Raw genomic sequence first — 14739 nt, 5'->3', positions numbered from 1 at the left:
AAAAAGGAGAAGGGAGAACAGGGAAAAGAGAGGAAAGGAACGTTGTATTACAAACCTTTTCTCCCTTTTCCCTGTTCTCCCTTCTCCTTTCAGATATTATACCGCCTGTTGCAGCGCCTGGAATGAAATAGCCATGTGCGAGGCATCGTACACGCATTCGCCGTTGTGGATCAGCAGCGCCTGGGGCGACTCGTGTTCGACCCCAAATTCACCCGCAATCTTGTTGGAGATGGCCCGGTACTGGAGCAAATCCAGATAGTACGGCTTAATACCGGCGGCATCGTTCCAGTTGCGTTCGAGCCGGCTGTAAGCCATGGCACTGATGGAGCAGGTTGTACTGTGCTTGAAAATCAGCACCGGCTGCTGAGCCGATTCTTCTTTGATAATGGCTAATTGACTTTCGTCGGTTAGTTTATTCCAGTTCATACGAACGTGATGCTTATTTGCACTAAAAAAGGTTTTCGGGCTTGAAAAGTTCGACGGTCGAGCCACCGGGCCAACTGGCTGTTATCGGTTTCGTTGGTGGGCGTACTGTCGGGGAGTCTGATTGGTGTACCTTTGTCGCTTCATTAACCAATCGGATTTGAGGCTTGTTTTCTCCTCTTTATAACACATCGATTCGGCTGTATGCCGGTTTGTTGCGGCTGGTGGCCCCCTTCAACCCCAAGGCCCGGCAGTGGGTAGTAGGTCGGCAGGACTGGCGGGCGCAACTCGCGCAAAAACTGGCCGGCAACACGGCTTCGCTGGTGTGGTTTCATGCGGCCTCGCTGGGTGAGTTTGAGCAGGGCCGCCCTGTAATTGAAGCTTTTCGGGCGCAGTATCCGGCCTACAAGGTTTTGCTTACCTTTTTTTCGCCTTCTGGCTACGAAGTGCGGAAAAACTACGCCGGGGCTGATTTTATCCTGTACCTGCCCGCCGATACGCCTGCAAACGCCCGCGATTTTGTGCGGTTTGTACAGCCCAAAATGGCGTTTTTTATCAAATACGAATTTTGGGCCAACTACCTGCACGAGTTGCGGACGGCTGGCGTACCCACGCTGTCGTTTTCGGCTATTTTCCGGCCGAGCCAGCTCTTCTTCAAATCATGGGGAGTGGAATCGGCGCAGCGATTTTACCAGAAGATTCTGACCTGTTTTGACCATATTCTGGTGCAGAATGAAGAGTCGGTGCAACTGCTCCGGCAAATCGGAATTACGAACGTGACACGGGCGGGCGACACCCGCTTCGACCGGGTAGCGCAGGTCGCGGCCGCCCGCAAAGCGATTCCGTTGGCGGCAACGTTTAAGGCTGGTCAGCCGCTGTTGGTGGTGGGGAGCGCGTGGCAGGCCGATATGCAGGTGCTGATTCCGTTTCTGAACGCGTTTGAACAGCCGCTGAAGGTGATTGTAGCCCCGCACGAAATCCACGAAGACGAGATTGAGCGGTGGCGGGTACAGCTCAAGCGGCCGTCGGTGCGGTACTCGGCTTTGCTGAATCAGACGGCCGATGCCGCCGACAACACCGTGCAAACGCTTTTTATCGACAACATCGGCTTGCTTTCGTCGCTGTACCAGTACGGCGAGTTTGCTTATATCGGCGGGGCATTCGGCAAGGGGCTGCATAACATTCTGGAAGCTGCCACCTTTGGCGTGCCCATCTTTTTTGGGCCTAATTACCGCAAGTTTCAGGAAGCTGTGGATCTGGTTGCCGAGGGCGGAGCATTTTCAGTGACAGACACCCCAACCCTGACCGAGGTCTTTGCCCGTCAATACGCCAATCCATCGCAGGCGGCTCAAATCAGCCGGGCCTACGTGGAGCGGAACATTGGCGCTACGGCGAAGGTTATGGAGGTGGTCGCTACCATAATGCGCAAACGGGCTAACGAGTAACACGCACCTTGCGGGCTATCTGTTCACGCTGTCGCTCGACGTTGGCGGCTTCATTTCACTTTTTTACTCTTTCGCACTTGCAAAAAGGATTAGTAATTCGCTCAACGGGCTCGTGGTATGACATCCGCAACGAGGATGGACATGTGTATCAGGGGCGGCTGAAAGGGAAGTTTAAGATCAAAGGTCTCAAAGTAACTAACCCCATTGCCGTGGGCGATCGGGTGCAGTTTGAGGTTGAAGATATAACTGAGAATACGGCCGTTATTCTGGACATCGACCCGCGCGAAAACTATATCATCCGGCAGTCGGTGCACAAAACGGCCCACGGGCATATTCTGGCGGCCAATATCGATCAGGCCGTTATGTTGGCCACGCTCACGCTGCCCCGCACCTCACTTGGTTTCATCGACCGGTTTCTGGTTACGGCCGAGGCTTTCCGCATTCCAACCACGGTGGTGTTTAACAAGACCGACATACTGAACGATGAGGGGCTGGCTTACCAGCAGGAAATCATGGATATGTACGAGTCGATTGGGTACCGTTGTATGGCCACCTCGGCCACGGAAGGAGATGGCGTAGAAGCTTTTCGGCAGTTGCTCGACCATAAAATCACGCTTCTGTCGGGGCATTCGGGGGTGGGTAAGTCGTCGCTTGTCAACGCTATTGCCCCGGACCTGAATCTGCGTACCAACGAGGTGTCAACGTTTGCCAACAAAGGGGTACACACAACCACCTTTGCCGAGATGTTTGAGCTGGCGCCCGACACGTTTATTATCGACACGCCGGGCATTAAAGAGCTGGGGCTGGTCGATATGGCGAAGGAAGAAATAAGCCATTATTTCCCCGAAATGCGCGACCGGCTCAATCAGTGCCGCTTTAATAATTGCCTGCACGTGAATGAGCCGGGTTGCGCGGTAAAAGAAGCGGTTGGCGAAGGCGACATTGCCGAATCGCGCTATATGAGCTACCTCAGTATGCTCGATGGCGGAGATAACCGGCGTTAAAGAATCCCTTCGTCGGTTAGTAATGCCAGAACGTTTAGCGTGAGGCCATCCATGACCGGAACCGTAGCATCCCAATTGAACGTGAGCCAGGGTTCGTTGGGGGTGGCCACCAGCACCTTGCGGGTTTTGGTAGTGATCCAGATAACGCGTTCGGTGCCAAAGGCCAGCATGGCTTCGGTTTTCTCGTAGATATACTCCTGTTCTTTGCCGGGGTAAGCCTCCGGGTCCACTTTGATGTCGACTTCCACAACAACTTTGGGGGCTACATCGAAAAACTTACCCCGGATGGTTACCTTCTCTTTTTCGTAAAAGGCAATGTCGTTGGCCAGATTATCGCCCAGTTTCAGGTGTAATCCCGGCTCATTTGTCACAACCCAGTAGACTTTTCGGTTGGTTTGATTGTACAAATACGCAAATAAGGCTGAGACAATAATGGCCTGAAGGTCGCTGCACCCCATAATCTCACTGGCGGTTTTTCGCTTGGCTAATACATCCTTATAGCCCTTCCGATACAGAGGGCGGCCGTTGAGTGTTTCGTAAACCAGGTAAGACGGTATCGACTCAGTCGGCGTGTCGAGCGCTTGCGTTTGGATGCTCATAACCGGGTTATTTTCAGACAAGATACGAAATTCTTCGGGTCAGTTGGTCATGGCTGCCAGCAAATCGGCCTGCGTAATGATGTGTACCTGCTGGGTTTCGTCGCGCACGAGCAGGGCCTTATTCTCGCGGTCGATAAGCGACGAAAGCACGTCGACCGTATTGTCGAGCCCCACAAATTTGAATGGCTTATCCATCACCTCGCTCACGGCTTTGTCTTTCACGGCCGGGTCGTCGATGAGCCGGTTCAAAATGGTCGAGTCGGTCAGGCTACCCACAATATGGCCCTCGGCGTCGGTAACCGGAATCTGCGAAATGCCCTGCCGGTTGAGCACCTGAATGGCCTGCGAAACGGTAACGTCGCGTCCCAGAGTGGTTAGTACGCCAGCTCCATTTTTACTCGTGATAATATCGCGGGCGGTTTTAAACTGGCGATTTTCCAGAAAACCGTGGTCGTTCATCCAAGTGTCGTTATAGATTTTGGCGAGGTAACGGGTGCCGTGGTCGGGCAGCAAAATAACCAGCACATCGTCGTCGGTCAGGTGCTCGCGGGCCCATTCGAGCGCGCCATGCACGGCTGTCCCGCACGACCATCCTACAAACAGACCTTCCTCCCGCGACAGTCTCCGGGCCATGATCGCAGCGTCTTTGTCGGTGACCTTGATAAACTGGTCGATCACGTCAAAATCGACGTTCTGGGGCAGAATATCCTCGCCGATGCCCTCGGTCAGGTAGGGATAAATTTCGCCCGTATCGAAAACGCCCGTTTCCTTATATTTTTTGAATACTGAGCCATACGTATCCAGGCCGAGTGTAAACAGCTGCGGGTTTTGCTCTTTCAGGAACCGCGATGTACCACTAATGGTACCGCCCGTGCCGACCGAGGCTGCAAAATGCGTAATGCGGCCGTCGGTATCGCGCCAGATTTCGGGGCCGGTGCCTACGTAATGCGCCTGGGTATTGGCTAAGTTGTCGTACTGATTGGGGTAGAGCGAGTTCGGAATTTCCTGATTGAGCCGTTTGGCCACGGAGTAGTAGGAGCGGGGATCGTCGGGGGCCACGTTGGTGGGGCACACAATGACCTCGGCACCTACAGCCCGCAGAATGTCCATTTTCTCTTTAGACTGTTTGTCGGCCATCGTGAAAATGCACTTGTAGCCTTTGCCGATAGCCGCCAGGGCAAGGCCCATGCCGGTGTTTCCGCTTGTGCCCTCAATAATGGTGCCGCCGGGCTTCAGGATGCCCCGCTGTTCGGCGTCTTCGATCATGCTCACGGCAATCCGGTCTTTGACGGAGTTGCCGGGGTTGAAGTATTCCACTTTGGCCAGCACGGTGCCCCGGATGCCTTTGGTTACTTTGTTGAGCTTAACCAGGGGCGTGTTGCCGATGGTGTCGACGATAGAATTGTAGTATTTCATTGGGGATGGTTGATGAAGGATTGGTTTTACATCACTCACGTTTTTGCGTACTCACTCAGAAACGCTTGTACTTGTTTATGAAAATGGTTGAAACTAGGAGAGCGGGTAGTTAGCCAGTTAACATCCAGATGTAGCAAAATGTCATTCGCTAACGCTATTTGTTTAGCTACCACTTTTGTGTTGTCGTAAACGGCCCGTTTGGCAGTTGCTCGAGTTTGCGATTCCAAAGGTGTATTTTTCCCCGGTTCCTCGTGGTGTCGCTTGATATACCAGAGCCAGTACTCAATACACTGAACGGGTAGCATTACAATAGCAGGGTGTCCCTGACAAGTTTTGGCAAAGTCTGCCTGTTTTTCTAAAATTTTGGGCGTTTGATCGGTGTCAATGTCCCGACTAATAAACAGAACATCCAGCTCGAGCAACCTGATTTGCCGTAATGCTTCTGGTAGAAGTTTATCTACCTGCTTATCGTTCGTTGCTTTGAAACGCCAACGCTCATTTTCGTCCTCAATGAACGTGTCGGGGAATTCCTGGTGCAGGTATTTTTCTAGAAAGTTGCGTTGAGCGTCGTCTTCTCCGAAAAAAGCGTAGGTAACAATCTGGCTCATTTTGGTACTCCCCCTAGAAAGCCAACCGTCCAGGCATCGCCAAGAGAGTCGGTGTAGTGCGGTGGTTCAATGCCTAACTCTTTACTTCTCTCTGTTTCCGGTTCGATTACATCATGTAATAAATTTTTGACGTGCGTTGCGCCTTCTTCATCCTTATCGAAGATAAAGACCGATTCCGGCATGTCTTTAAACATATCAACGATTGCGGGACTGTGCGTGGTCATAATGACCTGCACATCTTTCTCTTCAACCAGCGTCAGGATAAACTGCATTACCTCAAATAACCGGCGTGGGTGAATGCCCTTCTCGGGTTCCTCCAACAACAGCAGCTTGGGCGGGTTAGGCTGGTTGATGATACAGAGCAGAGCGAGGAAGTAAAGCGTACCCTCGGAGAGTTCGTCAGCCCAATACGTGATACCCTGTTTGCTATTGCTCAAGCCTAGGCGTTTGAAGGACTTATCGCCATACTGTTTTTTGAGTTCTTCAGTAGCCGGAGCATCGTCGAGGTTAATCTCGTCAAACTCAGGAATACAGGTGTGTAAATCATTTTCAGTACGATTGAAGACAGATTTTCTATACTTCCCGAGCATCAAATCCAAAAATCCGACAAGGTTCGAACCATCAGCGCTGACAATCTCCTCTCCAATCCCAACAGGGCCTGGTTGGGCTAACTTGTTCGGGTCGAGTTTATAAATTTTTAGAGAACTATATTGATAGCGTTGAAAATCAGGTATTGAGACTCGTCCCGTGATTATTTCATCTGGTAAATCATTTTTGAAATATCCGGTAGCACTTGTTAGTGTATTCAAATCATAATAGAGTTTGAATATCCGCCAGTCAAATTCCTCTCTGTCGGACGGCCACAGTAGGTTAACGCTGATTTCTTTTGAAAGGCGTTTCCCAAATGCTATTTCGTTCGGATTGTAATTTGGTTGATTCTCACCTTCTCGTATCAACTCCAGCGCCTTCAAAAAATTCGTTTTACCGGAGTTGTTTGGGCCAATGAGCAGGTTCACCTTCTGAAGATCGAGGGTGACGTCCTTAAGGCTCTTAAAATTCTGAATCGAAACACGCTTAAGCATGGCTGTTGGCAGTCGGTAATGGCGCAATACTACGGATTTTTGGTCGAGTACGGCTAATGGTATCGGGTGTACTGGGTAAACGGTATCCGGAAAGCCAGCGGTATGAAATGATTAGGAAAACGCGCCGGGTTTGGTTGGCAATTAAAACACGATTTAGATTCTATGTAACGTCAATCTGGATAGTTGTTGCTAACTACATGCCCGATATAAACAATCTCTATAGCGAAGGAGGGGTTGTTTTGTGCCTGATGCTGGCTGGTGGTCCAGATGGTAATTTTATAATACTTTGAAAGTCAATTGTTTGTGTTTTTTGTCGTGTAAATTATTTAAGATTTTAATAAATATGGAGCCTAATCAATACGATATTTAGCCCTGTAAAATACAGTGCCTACGTTCTAAAGTAGGATAGAGGTACCGGTCTGTTAAATAACTTTTGTACCCAAAAAGGCTTGTAACTATAGTTGAAATGTGCTGAATTTGTAGTAAGCTTGTCACCTTTCGCTATAAAGTCGTCTTAACCCATATGGCGCATTGTAGTATAGTTTAAAAGCCACCCAAACCTTATTGTTTGATAGACGTTTTACCTGAATGACAGCCCTAAAAACCACTGTATGGTTAGTCGATGACGATGACGATGATTTGATACTCCTTGAATCCGCCTTTCAACGGGTCGATGAGTCGGTTCGTTTGGAAACGATGCACGATGGCGAGGAATTAGTTGACCGACTCAACAACAGTCCCGAACGTCCGAGTTTTGTTGTCCTTGATCTCAACATGGATCGGCTTAGTGGTATGCAAGCCCTGCGGGAAATCCGCCAGCATTTTCCGCAGCGAGAACTCAAAATTGTGGTCCTCACTACTTCGTTTAACCCCGACGATCGGTTCCGCTCGGAGATTATGGGCGCCAATGAGTTCTACGTAAAACCGAGCGATTTTAAAGAAATGGTGGAGCTGGTGCGTGGTATGCTACAACGGTGGGCGCACTAAGGAGTTACTGCGGCCGGTTGTTGCACCCACTGTTGTACAAAAGCGGCCCCATCCATGAGCCAGGCTATGCTCAGATGAATCAGCAGACCACCCCAAATGCTCTGTGTGGAAAGGGCCAGTACACCCAATAGATAACCGCCTAGTATCGACGAGAGGGTTTCGCCCAGAGGCTTGCCAAAGTGAATGCTGGCATAGGCCACAACCATCGGCAAAATCACACCCGACTGGTTCTTGTCAGTGGCTGTAATTCGGCTTAGCCCAATGACCATAAATCCGCGAAACATCAGCTCCGTCGGTACAAAGTCCCAGCCGTAGCAAAGTTCGTAAACCAGGGCCGTGACCCATTCTGGCACCCCCAAAAACTCATTGGCCGTGGTGTCTTTGTAGGTTGGGTAAAAGTCGAGAAAATGGGGCTGAAACGACGCAAAGGCAATCAAAGGTACCATAACTAACAGCAACAGGGCGTACACCGCCAACCCGTCGCGCTTGGGTTTCAGGCCGTAAAAAGGTTCGGCCCCATTATCAAAGAATCGGTAGTACAGGTACAGAGGCAACACCAGCGTCACCAGTGAATGCAGGTTGCTGAGGCAGTAATAAGCGAACAGGTAAATTTGTCCATCGAGCAGTTGCTCGCTCCAGCGGTTGTACCCGTAAAATCCCGCATAAAACCCGTACGTTACCCAACCAACGCTCGTATGGAGCCAAAATCGGCGATTGCGCCAGAGGTCGGGCCGGTGGTGGTAGTACGTCCAGAGTCCCATAGCCACGTAATATACCGTTGTGTACAGAAGTATATACAGAACCGGTCGTTTCCAGCTACCCCGCAATGAGTCGATGTACACATCTTCGAAGTCGAGTGTGTAATTGAGTATAATCAGAAGCCCAAGCCACATGGCCGTAGCCAGATACAGACGGGGGTGAAAATCGGCACGGAGATACTCGCGCAGGCTCTGAATCAGTGACTTCATGGGTTTCGGGCAAAGGGCTGTGCTGTAGAGGGATAGTGAAGACAGTGCAAATAAGCAGGGTACTAAAAAGGCCCCAATGTACAAGGTAGTACACGGGGCCTGAAAAAGGATTCGGGAATAGTGAGGTCGGGTGCTATTTATCGAGCACCAGCGTATCGTCGATCAGAAAAGCACCCCGATCGGTAGAAAGCGTATATACAGTATCGGCAAACCGGGTGATTTTGCTCGTACGTACGACGCGGTAGGGAACCAGCGCACCTAATTCGTGGCGGTAGAGGGTCTCGCCGGTATGTACCTCGGCCAGGGGTTTACGACCCGTAGCTGTCAGGACCGGGTGGTTGGGCGTGGCTTCAAAAAGCATTGGCTCAGGAAGGGTGCGGGCGGCTGTGAGCCCTTCGGCCGGGGTAAGCCATACCCCGCTCAGGCCAATTTGCGTGGCCGGTGCTACGGGGGCATGGGCCTGCACGCCCGTAATGCGGGTAGGGACAAGGGTATGCGTGGGAGCGTCGTAACCCAAAATCACATCCCCCACGTTCAGCTCGGCAATGGCTTTGGTCGTGCCGTTGGGGAGTGTTACGGGCGCTTCGGGCGCAAAGCAGAAGTTATACTCCTCTTTCTTTTTACCGTCGTCGGTTTTGGCACCGGCTCCACCGGCCAGTAGTGTGGCCATTTCACGAGAGAGCACAAACCCCAGCGCCGACATCAGGCCGGGTTCTTTTTCGCCTACGTACTTCAGGTCGTCGATGTACAGATCCCAGGCTTTACGGTCGGCATTGGCACCCGGAATCACAAAGGGTTTCAGGTCGCCTGTTTTGCCGTTCTGGTAAACGGCCAGCAAACCCAGCTCCCTGGTGTCGGCAGCGGCATACACCTTGTAGAGGTATATTTTCCGACTGATACCGTCGCTGTAATTGAACACATAGGGCGGGCGTTCTTCGTACCGATCCAGAATAAAGTTGCCCGATTTGAAATACGTGTCTTTGTCGAGGTTGCCAATCTTGATCGATTTGATGGTGGCAACGTCGGTTGCCGTCATAACGCCCGGAGCCGGGGCCTGCGCCCACACGCGCTGCGCAAAAAAGTTGGTGGCTATGGCCGAAGCCAGCACAAACAAAAAGGAGAGAAAATGACGATTCATAGACATTCAGGTTTGCATGATTGGACGTAAAATATGGGAGGCCGCCGAAGCGTAGCCTTACTTTTGGGTATATTGGCCCACCCGGCTGTGAATAGCATCGACAGCGCGCCGGGCCGAGGTAAAGGCCCCTGCCATCCAGGCCGTGAGGTAGGTGGTGTGTTCGCCGGCAAAGTAAATGTTGCCGTCGGGTTCGAGCAGGGCGGGGTAGAACTTCCGGCGCGATGCATCGTCGTACAAGGCCCAGCCTCCTTCGCTGTACGGAATCCGGTGCCAGGCCAGCGAAAAACTGTTTTCAAACTCGGTAGGGTACTGCGGGTGGATTTTGGCTCCCTGCTCCAGCGCTATCTTTTGCCGCTCGGCAACAGACAAACTGGCTACGGCTTCGGCACGGCTATAAAAGTTGTAGTACCCGATCAGCACGCCTTTGCCCCCCATAAACCCAAACGACGGGTACCAGATCTGGTTGATGTCCATGTCGGTGCGCGAGATGCCGCCGTAAATGCCATCGTCTTCTTCCCAGAACCGGCGCTTAAACTGGAGCCCGATCTTGCCGGTTTTGATGTACGGTACAAAATCGGCGGCTCGCTTCACCGGCCCCGACAGGTCGGAGTCGATGTTTTTCAGTACGGGTAACGGAATGGTACATACGCAGAACTCGGCCGTTAGTTCGGTGGGTTTGCCGTCGCGTTCGTACACTACCCGCACGCCGGTTTCGGTTTTGCGCAACTGCTTCACGGGTGCATTGAACACCAGTTTGCCCGCCAGCTTCTTTTCGAGGGCTTTGGCTATGGCATCCATCCCCCCCACGGGTTGCAGCAGCGTCGTTTGCTGCTCGTAGGTGTACTCGCCCACGTTGTAAAACACGGGCTGCATAAAGCCCGACCGGAGCAGATCGGTAAGGCCGTAAGGGTCGGTGAGGGTTCCGGGGTTAGCACCGGCACCGGGGCCGCCGTCGGCATACACGGGGCGGCTGGGATCTATTTTGTAGCCGCGCCGGTTGGTGCCTTTGTACAGATGCGCTGTGTTGAGATCGCCCTCGTTCTTTAGGAAGTCGATCAGCTTTTCAATGTCCTCTTTCGTTAGCTTCTCATCCAGCGCCGACTGGTCAAGGGCTTTGGCCAGCAGCTCGGAAGTATAGCCGCGCATGTCATTGTGGTAATCCCGAATCCGCATCCGGCGGTTGTTGAGCGGGCCCTGTGCTTTTTCGTTGAACAGGTAAGCGGCTTCGTTGGCACCCACAAACACTTCGAGCGGCACCCCCAGCTCCCGGCAGTACTGGAGTGTGAGCTGGTGGTTGTGCGGAATGCGGGCTGCCCCTCCGTTGAAATAGAGGCCATTGGCAAACTGACTGGTTTGGGTAGGGCCACCCTGTTCGGTTTCGGTGGTGCCGCCCCGTACCGTCCAGACCCGGCCGCCCGAACGTGCGCGTGCTTCGAGTACGGTACAGTCGTAACCCAGTTTGCCGAGTTCGTAAGCGGCCGATAAGCCCGCCAGCCCGGCTCCCAAAATAAGCACTTTTCGCCCCTGTGCCGAGTCGAGGGGAGGAAGGTCGAACGCCTGAGCGGGTGCTGGTTGCAGCAGGCCCCAGGCCGACAGGCCCGCGTAGGCAGCGCTGGTCCGATTGATAAAGTCGCGTCGGGTCATAAAAAAGGGGTAGGGGTCTGACGCGAGCCCTAACGGCCCGCGTCGGACCGGGGTTAACCAACTACTTTCTTAAACTCTGCCAGAAAAGCCTCCATTTCGGCCTGTGTGCCAATGCTTACCCGGCACCAGGGTTGCCCGCCAAATTCGCGGGTTTGAATGCCAATACCGTTTGCCCACATCTGGTTCTCAAACGTTTTGGGCTTCATACGGATCGGGAATAACAGGAAGTTGGCGTACGATGGAATTACCTCGTATCCCATGCCTTTGAGGGCTTTGGTGGTGTAATCGCGCACTTTCGCGTTTTCGGTGCGGCAGTAGGTTTGCCATTCGCGGTCTTCGTAGGCGGCAATCCCGGCCATGAGGGTGGTGATGCTGACCCCAAAATTATTGTTGGTGTACTGGCGTAGGGCTTTGAGCACCTCGGGTTGGGCAAGGCCATATCCCAGTCGTAATCCCGCAAACGCGTGAATCTTGGAGAACGTCCGGGCTACAATCACGTTCAGGCCCTCGGCAACCAGCTTGCCGGTGTTTGGGCGTTCGGCCGGGGCCAGAAAATCAATGTACGCTTCGTCGAGAAAGACCGGCACTTTGGGCGCTACCTCCCGCACAAACGCTTCGAGTTTCTGCGGATTCACAATGGTGCCGGTTGGGTTGTTGGGGTTCACGATGTACACCATTTTGGTATTGGGTCCAATGCGGGCCTTCATGGCGTCGAGGTCGTACTCGTACTGAGGGGTAAGCGGAACGGCTTCAATGTTGGCCCCGAAGGCTTCAGACCGTTCCAGCAGATCGTCGTACGTAGGGCGGCAGGTCAGAATGGTTCCGGGTTTCGATGGGTCGCCGTTTTGGGTGTAGTATGCAGCCGCAGCCATCAGTATATCCGACGAGCCGGGGCTGAACAGGATGTTCTTGCGTGCCACCCCTTCCTGCTCGCCAATGCGGTTGGCCAGTTCGCCAAACTCCATCCAGGCGTAGCGGTTGCTCAGGTCTACGGCTTTTACCAGAGCTTCGCGGGCTTTGGGCGATATGCCGTAGGGATTTTCGTTGGCCATAAGCCGGGCTTTCAGCTTCGGCATGGTCTCGGGCGGAGCCGTCAGGTAGAACTCCCGCGCGAAGGCCTGCTGACTACCCGCGAGGGGGGCGGCCATGCTGAGTGGGGGCCTGCCGAAGCTGGTCAGACCGGCTGCCAGTAGGCCACTGGCGCGTAACCAGTCGCGCCGACTGATAGAAGATAGTTTTGTCATGGCGAATAATACTGGTACTATGTATGGTCAAAAGTCTCATACAAAGTATAAAATTTTACGCCACAACGTTTTTATCCGCCTGTATAAACGGTAAAATTGTTAGATGAATTCTATTCTCTATCGGTTAGAGGCTATTTCGATAGTAGTAGCACACCGGAAATGCCCCAGTGGGCAGGCTCGGTACCCGTGAAGGCCACACGGCCGGCAGTCGAGGGGTTCGGGGGTTTGCACAATCCGGGCATCGTCGGCGAGCGGCCCGAACCCAAAGGCCGGAATCGTGGAGCAGAAAACAGCCGTGGTGGGGGCATTGACGGCCGAGCAGAGGTGCATCGGGGCCGAATCGTTCACGTAATTCATAATGGCCCCCTGCATCAGTGCGGCCGACTGCAAAAACGAAAGTTTGCCCGCCAGGTTCTGCACATGGGGGTGGGTAGCAAGCACCTGCTGCCGAATATAGGCACAGGCGTCGATATCGGTCGGGGCGCCGAGGAGGTAGATGGTTGTATCGGCGGGGTTTTGCCGGATAAATTCAACCCATTTTTCGGCTGGGTATTGCTTGGTGAACCAGACCGAGGTAGGAGCAATGCAGAGGTAAGGCTTCTCCTGATACGGCGCAACGGCCTGCCGGTCGGCCGGGCTGGGGTACAGGCGGGGCCGGGGTGCCACAAACGTGCCGATACCCATGGGACCAAGCAGGGCGGCATTGCGGTCAACTTCGTGAATACCTGGCTCAATGCGGTGTTCGATGCGGTATTTGAAAAACCGGCTGAACGGATTTTTGTCGTACCCAATTGTTTGGCGCGCTCCTGAGAGGGCCGTAAGCAGGCCCGTTGCGCCAAACCGCTGCAGGTTAATTACCACATCGTACTCGTTTTGGCGAATTTGCCCCAGCAGGTTCCAGAGGTTTTTGTATTTGCCCCCTTTTTTGTCCCAGATCAGAACCGAGTGCAGAAACGGGTGATTGGCCAGCAGGCTTTCATTGCCTTTTCGCAGCAGCATGTCAATTTGAGCTTCGGGCCGTTGCTGCCTGATCTGTTCCAACAGGGCAGTGGCCAGAATTACATCACCAATAAAAGCGGTCTGAATTACCAGGATACGTGTCATTCGATAGTTTATGCCCGATCGTTTCTTGCTGAGGTTGTCGGTTTCTTTTGATGGAGTAGTTGGCGGTGCGTCATTAGTTATACGTAAATTGGGGCGCTCCGTCATCCTGCCGCCCCAAATAAACAACGAACAACGGGTCGGTTTCGGTAAATGGGCGTTGGGTTAGTGGCTAATACTGGCCTTCGCTGAGGTCCCAGCCGCCGTCGATGGTCAGAATCTGCCCCGTTGTAAACCGCGATTGATCGGAAAGAAAATACACGGCAGCCCCGTCGAGGTCGTCGGGTTGGCCAATGCGGCCCCCTTCCAGCGGCTGCTTGGTTTTTACGAAGGACATGATGGCGTCGTCGGTAGTGGCTCGCTGCGACATGGGGGTTTCGACCAGGGCGGGCAACAGGGCATTGACCCGAATATTGTCGGCGGCATAGTAGGCGGCTATGGACCGGGTGAAGCCAATAACAGCCGACTTGGCCGCTGCGTAGGAGTGTGTTACGAAGTGCTTGGGCGAAGGCGAGTAACCCAGCACAGAGCCCATGTTCAGAATAGCCCCCCCCTGACCCTGCTCCCGAAAGGCCCGCACGGCGGCCTGATTAGACAGCATGAGCGAGGTGATATTCAGTTGGATGGTGGCGTTCCAGCCCTCAATCGTCAGCTCGTGGAGGGGGCCGTCGCCGAAGCGCCGACCGCTGCCCCCGGCTACGTGGTACAGCCCATCGAACCCACCGAAGATATTCTGGCAGAGGTCGATAGCGGTAACGGCGGTTTTGGGGTCGGCGGCATCGCCCGACATGGCCAGTCCGTTGCCATCCAGTTGTGCTTCGGCGGCCGTGCAGCTTTCGGGGTTGCGCCCAACCACCACCACGCGGGCGCCTTCGCGCACAAAAGCCTGAGCGGCCGAAAGACCCATGCCGGTGGTGCCACCAATGATTACAATTCGTTTGTCAGTAAGCCAGTTCATACGGGAAAATAGGGTAGTGGTTGGGTGGCAGGCCGATTGACGCGCCACTCGTTCACCAAAACTAAAAACGATACCGTTCTTATCGGCTACCGGACCCCGAAAAGATTTGCCAGCCGAACGAG

The 14739-nt window shown here is 53.4% G+C and carries 14 protein-coding genes; 3 read left to right on the top strand and 11 right to left on the bottom strand.

The window, feature by feature from the left end; all coding sequences use genetic code 11:
• Positions 1–96 precede the first annotated feature (96 nt).
• The gene (gene ytxJ, locus RUDLU_RS0111140; protein WP_019988464.1) at positions 97–426 is read right to left on the bottom strand and encodes a bacillithiol system redox-active protein YtxJ; all 330 of its coding nucleotides are present in this window, start codon (positions 424–426) and stop codon (positions 97–99) included.
• Positions 427–590: 164 nt separating this feature from the next.
• On the opposite strand from ytxJ, the gene RUDLU_RS0111135 reads away from it, so the two are divergent.
• Both RUDLU_RS0111135 and rsgA read left to right on the top strand, forming a co-directional pair.
• Positions 591–1868 (top strand): 3-deoxy-D-manno-octulosonic acid transferase, encoded by a 1278-nt coding sequence (locus tag RUDLU_RS0111135; RefSeq protein ID WP_019988463.1) that lies wholly within the window; start codon positions 591–593, stop codon positions 1866–1868.
• Between the two features lie 77 nt (positions 1869–1945).
• Positions 1946–2872 (top strand): ribosome small subunit-dependent GTPase A, encoded by a 927-nt coding sequence (gene rsgA / locus RUDLU_RS0111130; RefSeq protein ID WP_027302963.1) that lies wholly within the window; start codon positions 1946–1948, stop codon positions 2870–2872.
• On the opposite strand, the gene RUDLU_RS0111125 is transcribed toward rsgA, so the two are convergent.
• Genes RUDLU_RS0111125 through RUDLU_RS0111110 form a run of 4 tightly spaced genes read right to left on the bottom strand, consistent with a single transcriptional unit; the run spans position 2869 to position 6577 of the window.
• A complete protein-coding gene (locus tag RUDLU_RS0111125) occupies positions 2869–3471 on the bottom strand; it encodes a PDDEXK family nuclease (RefSeq protein WP_019988461.1) in 603 nt (200 codons plus the stop codon). The two genes, rsgA and RUDLU_RS0111125, sit on opposite strands and share 4 nt — an antisense overlap.
• Before the next feature lie 39 nt (positions 3472–3510).
• Complete coding sequence (locus RUDLU_RS0111120; RefSeq protein ID WP_019988460.1) at positions 3511–4887, bottom strand: cystathionine beta-synthase; 1377 nt, start codon at positions 4885–4887, stop codon at positions 3511–3513.
• A gap of 35 nt (positions 4888–4922) precedes the next feature.
• Positions 4923–5495 (bottom strand): hypothetical protein, encoded by a 573-nt coding sequence (locus tag RUDLU_RS0111115; protein ID WP_019988459.1) that lies wholly within the window; start codon positions 5493–5495, stop codon positions 4923–4925.
• Positions 5492–6577, bottom strand: coding sequence for an AAA family ATPase (locus tag RUDLU_RS0111110; protein WP_019988458.1), 1086 nt, complete (start codon positions 6575–6577; stop codon positions 5492–5494). Before RUDLU_RS0111110 ends, RUDLU_RS0111115 begins: the two co-directional genes overlap by 4 nt.
• Before the next feature lie 588 nt (positions 6578–7165).
• On the opposite strand from RUDLU_RS0111110, the gene RUDLU_RS0111105 reads away from it, so the two are divergent.
• Positions 7166–7564 carry a response regulator gene (locus RUDLU_RS0111105; RefSeq protein WP_019988457.1) on the top strand — a complete coding sequence of 133 codons (399 nt, stop codon included), beginning with the start codon at positions 7166–7168 and terminating at the stop codon, positions 7562–7564.
• On the opposite strand, the gene RUDLU_RS27330 is transcribed toward RUDLU_RS0111105, so the two are convergent.
• From RUDLU_RS27330 to RUDLU_RS0111075, 6 genes are all read right to left on the bottom strand, one after another.
• Positions 7561–8532 (bottom strand): CPBP family intramembrane glutamic endopeptidase, encoded by a 972-nt coding sequence (locus tag RUDLU_RS27330; protein WP_019988456.1) that lies wholly within the window; start codon positions 8530–8532, stop codon positions 7561–7563. The genes RUDLU_RS0111105 and RUDLU_RS27330 overlap by 4 nt on opposite strands.
• 133 nt (positions 8533–8665) lie before the next feature.
• Positions 8666–9670 carry a Hint domain-containing protein gene (locus RUDLU_RS0111095; RefSeq protein ID WP_019988455.1) on the bottom strand — a complete coding sequence of 335 codons (1005 nt, stop codon included), beginning with the start codon at positions 9668–9670 and terminating at the stop codon, positions 8666–8668.
• Between the two features lie 57 nt (positions 9671–9727).
• Positions 9728–11314, bottom strand: coding sequence for a flavin monoamine oxidase family protein (locus RUDLU_RS0111090; RefSeq protein ID WP_019988454.1), 1587 nt, complete (start codon positions 11312–11314; stop codon positions 9728–9730).
• A gap of 53 nt (positions 11315–11367) precedes the next feature.
• Positions 11368–12558, bottom strand: a complete 1191-nt coding sequence (locus tag RUDLU_RS0111085; protein WP_027302962.1) for a pyridoxal phosphate-dependent aminotransferase — start codon at positions 12556–12558, stop codon at positions 11368–11370.
• 117 nt (positions 12559–12675) lie between these two features.
• Positions 12676–13662, bottom strand: a complete 987-nt coding sequence (locus RUDLU_RS0111080) for a glycosyltransferase family 9 protein (RefSeq protein WP_019988452.1) — start codon at positions 13660–13662, stop codon at positions 12676–12678.
• Positions 13663–13831: 169 nt separating this feature from the next.
• Complete coding sequence (locus RUDLU_RS0111075) at positions 13832–14617, bottom strand: SDR family NAD(P)-dependent oxidoreductase (protein ID WP_019988451.1); 786 nt, start codon at positions 14615–14617, stop codon at positions 13832–13834.
• Positions 14618–14739 lie beyond the last annotated feature (122 nt).

The organism is Rudanella lutea DSM 19387 (genome assembly GCF_000383955.1).
GTDB classification, from domain to species: Bacteria; Bacteroidota; Bacteroidia; order Cytophagales; family Spirosomataceae; genus Rudanella; species Rudanella lutea.
Note: the sequence above shows the minus strand (reverse complement) of the source record. Positions and strands in the feature narration are given on the sequence as shown.

What these genes read in the sequence shown, in the direction of transcription:
- ytxJ (WP_019988464.1), bottom strand. Translation starts at nt 426, where the DNA reads ATGAACTGGAATAAACTAACCGACGAAAGTCAATTAGCCATTATCAAA.
- RUDLU_RS0111125 (WP_019988461.1), bottom strand. Translation starts at nt 3,471, where the DNA reads ATGAGCATCCAAACGCAAGCGCTCGACACGCCGACTGAGTCGATACCG.
- RUDLU_RS0111120 (WP_019988460.1), bottom strand. Translation starts at nt 4,887, where the DNA reads ATGAAATACTACAATTCTATCGTCGACACCATCGGCAACACGCCCCTG.
- RUDLU_RS0111115 (WP_019988459.1), bottom strand. Translation starts at nt 5,495, where the DNA reads ATGAGCCAGATTGTTACCTACGCTTTTTTCGGAGAAGACGACGCTCAA.
- RUDLU_RS0111110 (WP_019988458.1), bottom strand. Translation starts at nt 6,577, where the DNA reads ATGCTTAAGCGTGTTTCGATTCAGAATTTTAAGAGCCTTAAGGACGTC.
- RUDLU_RS0111105 (WP_019988457.1), top strand. Translation starts at nt 7,166, where the DNA reads ATGACAGCCCTAAAAACCACTGTATGGTTAGTCGATGACGATGACGAT.
- RUDLU_RS27330 (WP_019988456.1), bottom strand. Translation starts at nt 8,532, where the DNA reads ATGAAGTCACTGATTCAGAGCCTGCGCGAGTATCTCCGTGCCGATTTT.
- RUDLU_RS0111095 (WP_019988455.1), bottom strand. Translation starts at nt 9,670, where the DNA reads ATGAATCGTCATTTTCTCTCCTTTTTGTTTGTGCTGGCTTCGGCCATA.
- RUDLU_RS0111090 (WP_019988454.1), bottom strand. Translation starts at nt 11,314, where the DNA reads ATGACCCGACGCGACTTTATCAATCGGACCAGCGCTGCCTACGCGGGC.
- RUDLU_RS0111085 (WP_027302962.1), bottom strand. Translation starts at nt 12,558, where the DNA reads ATGACAAAACTATCTTCTATCAGTCGGCGCGACTGGTTACGCGCCAGT.
- RUDLU_RS0111080 (WP_019988452.1), bottom strand. Translation starts at nt 13,662, where the DNA reads ATGACACGTATCCTGGTAATTCAGACCGCTTTTATTGGTGATGTAATT.
- RUDLU_RS0111075 (WP_019988451.1), bottom strand. Translation starts at nt 14,617, where the DNA reads ATGAACTGGCTTACTGACAAACGAATTGTAATCATTGGTGGCACCACC.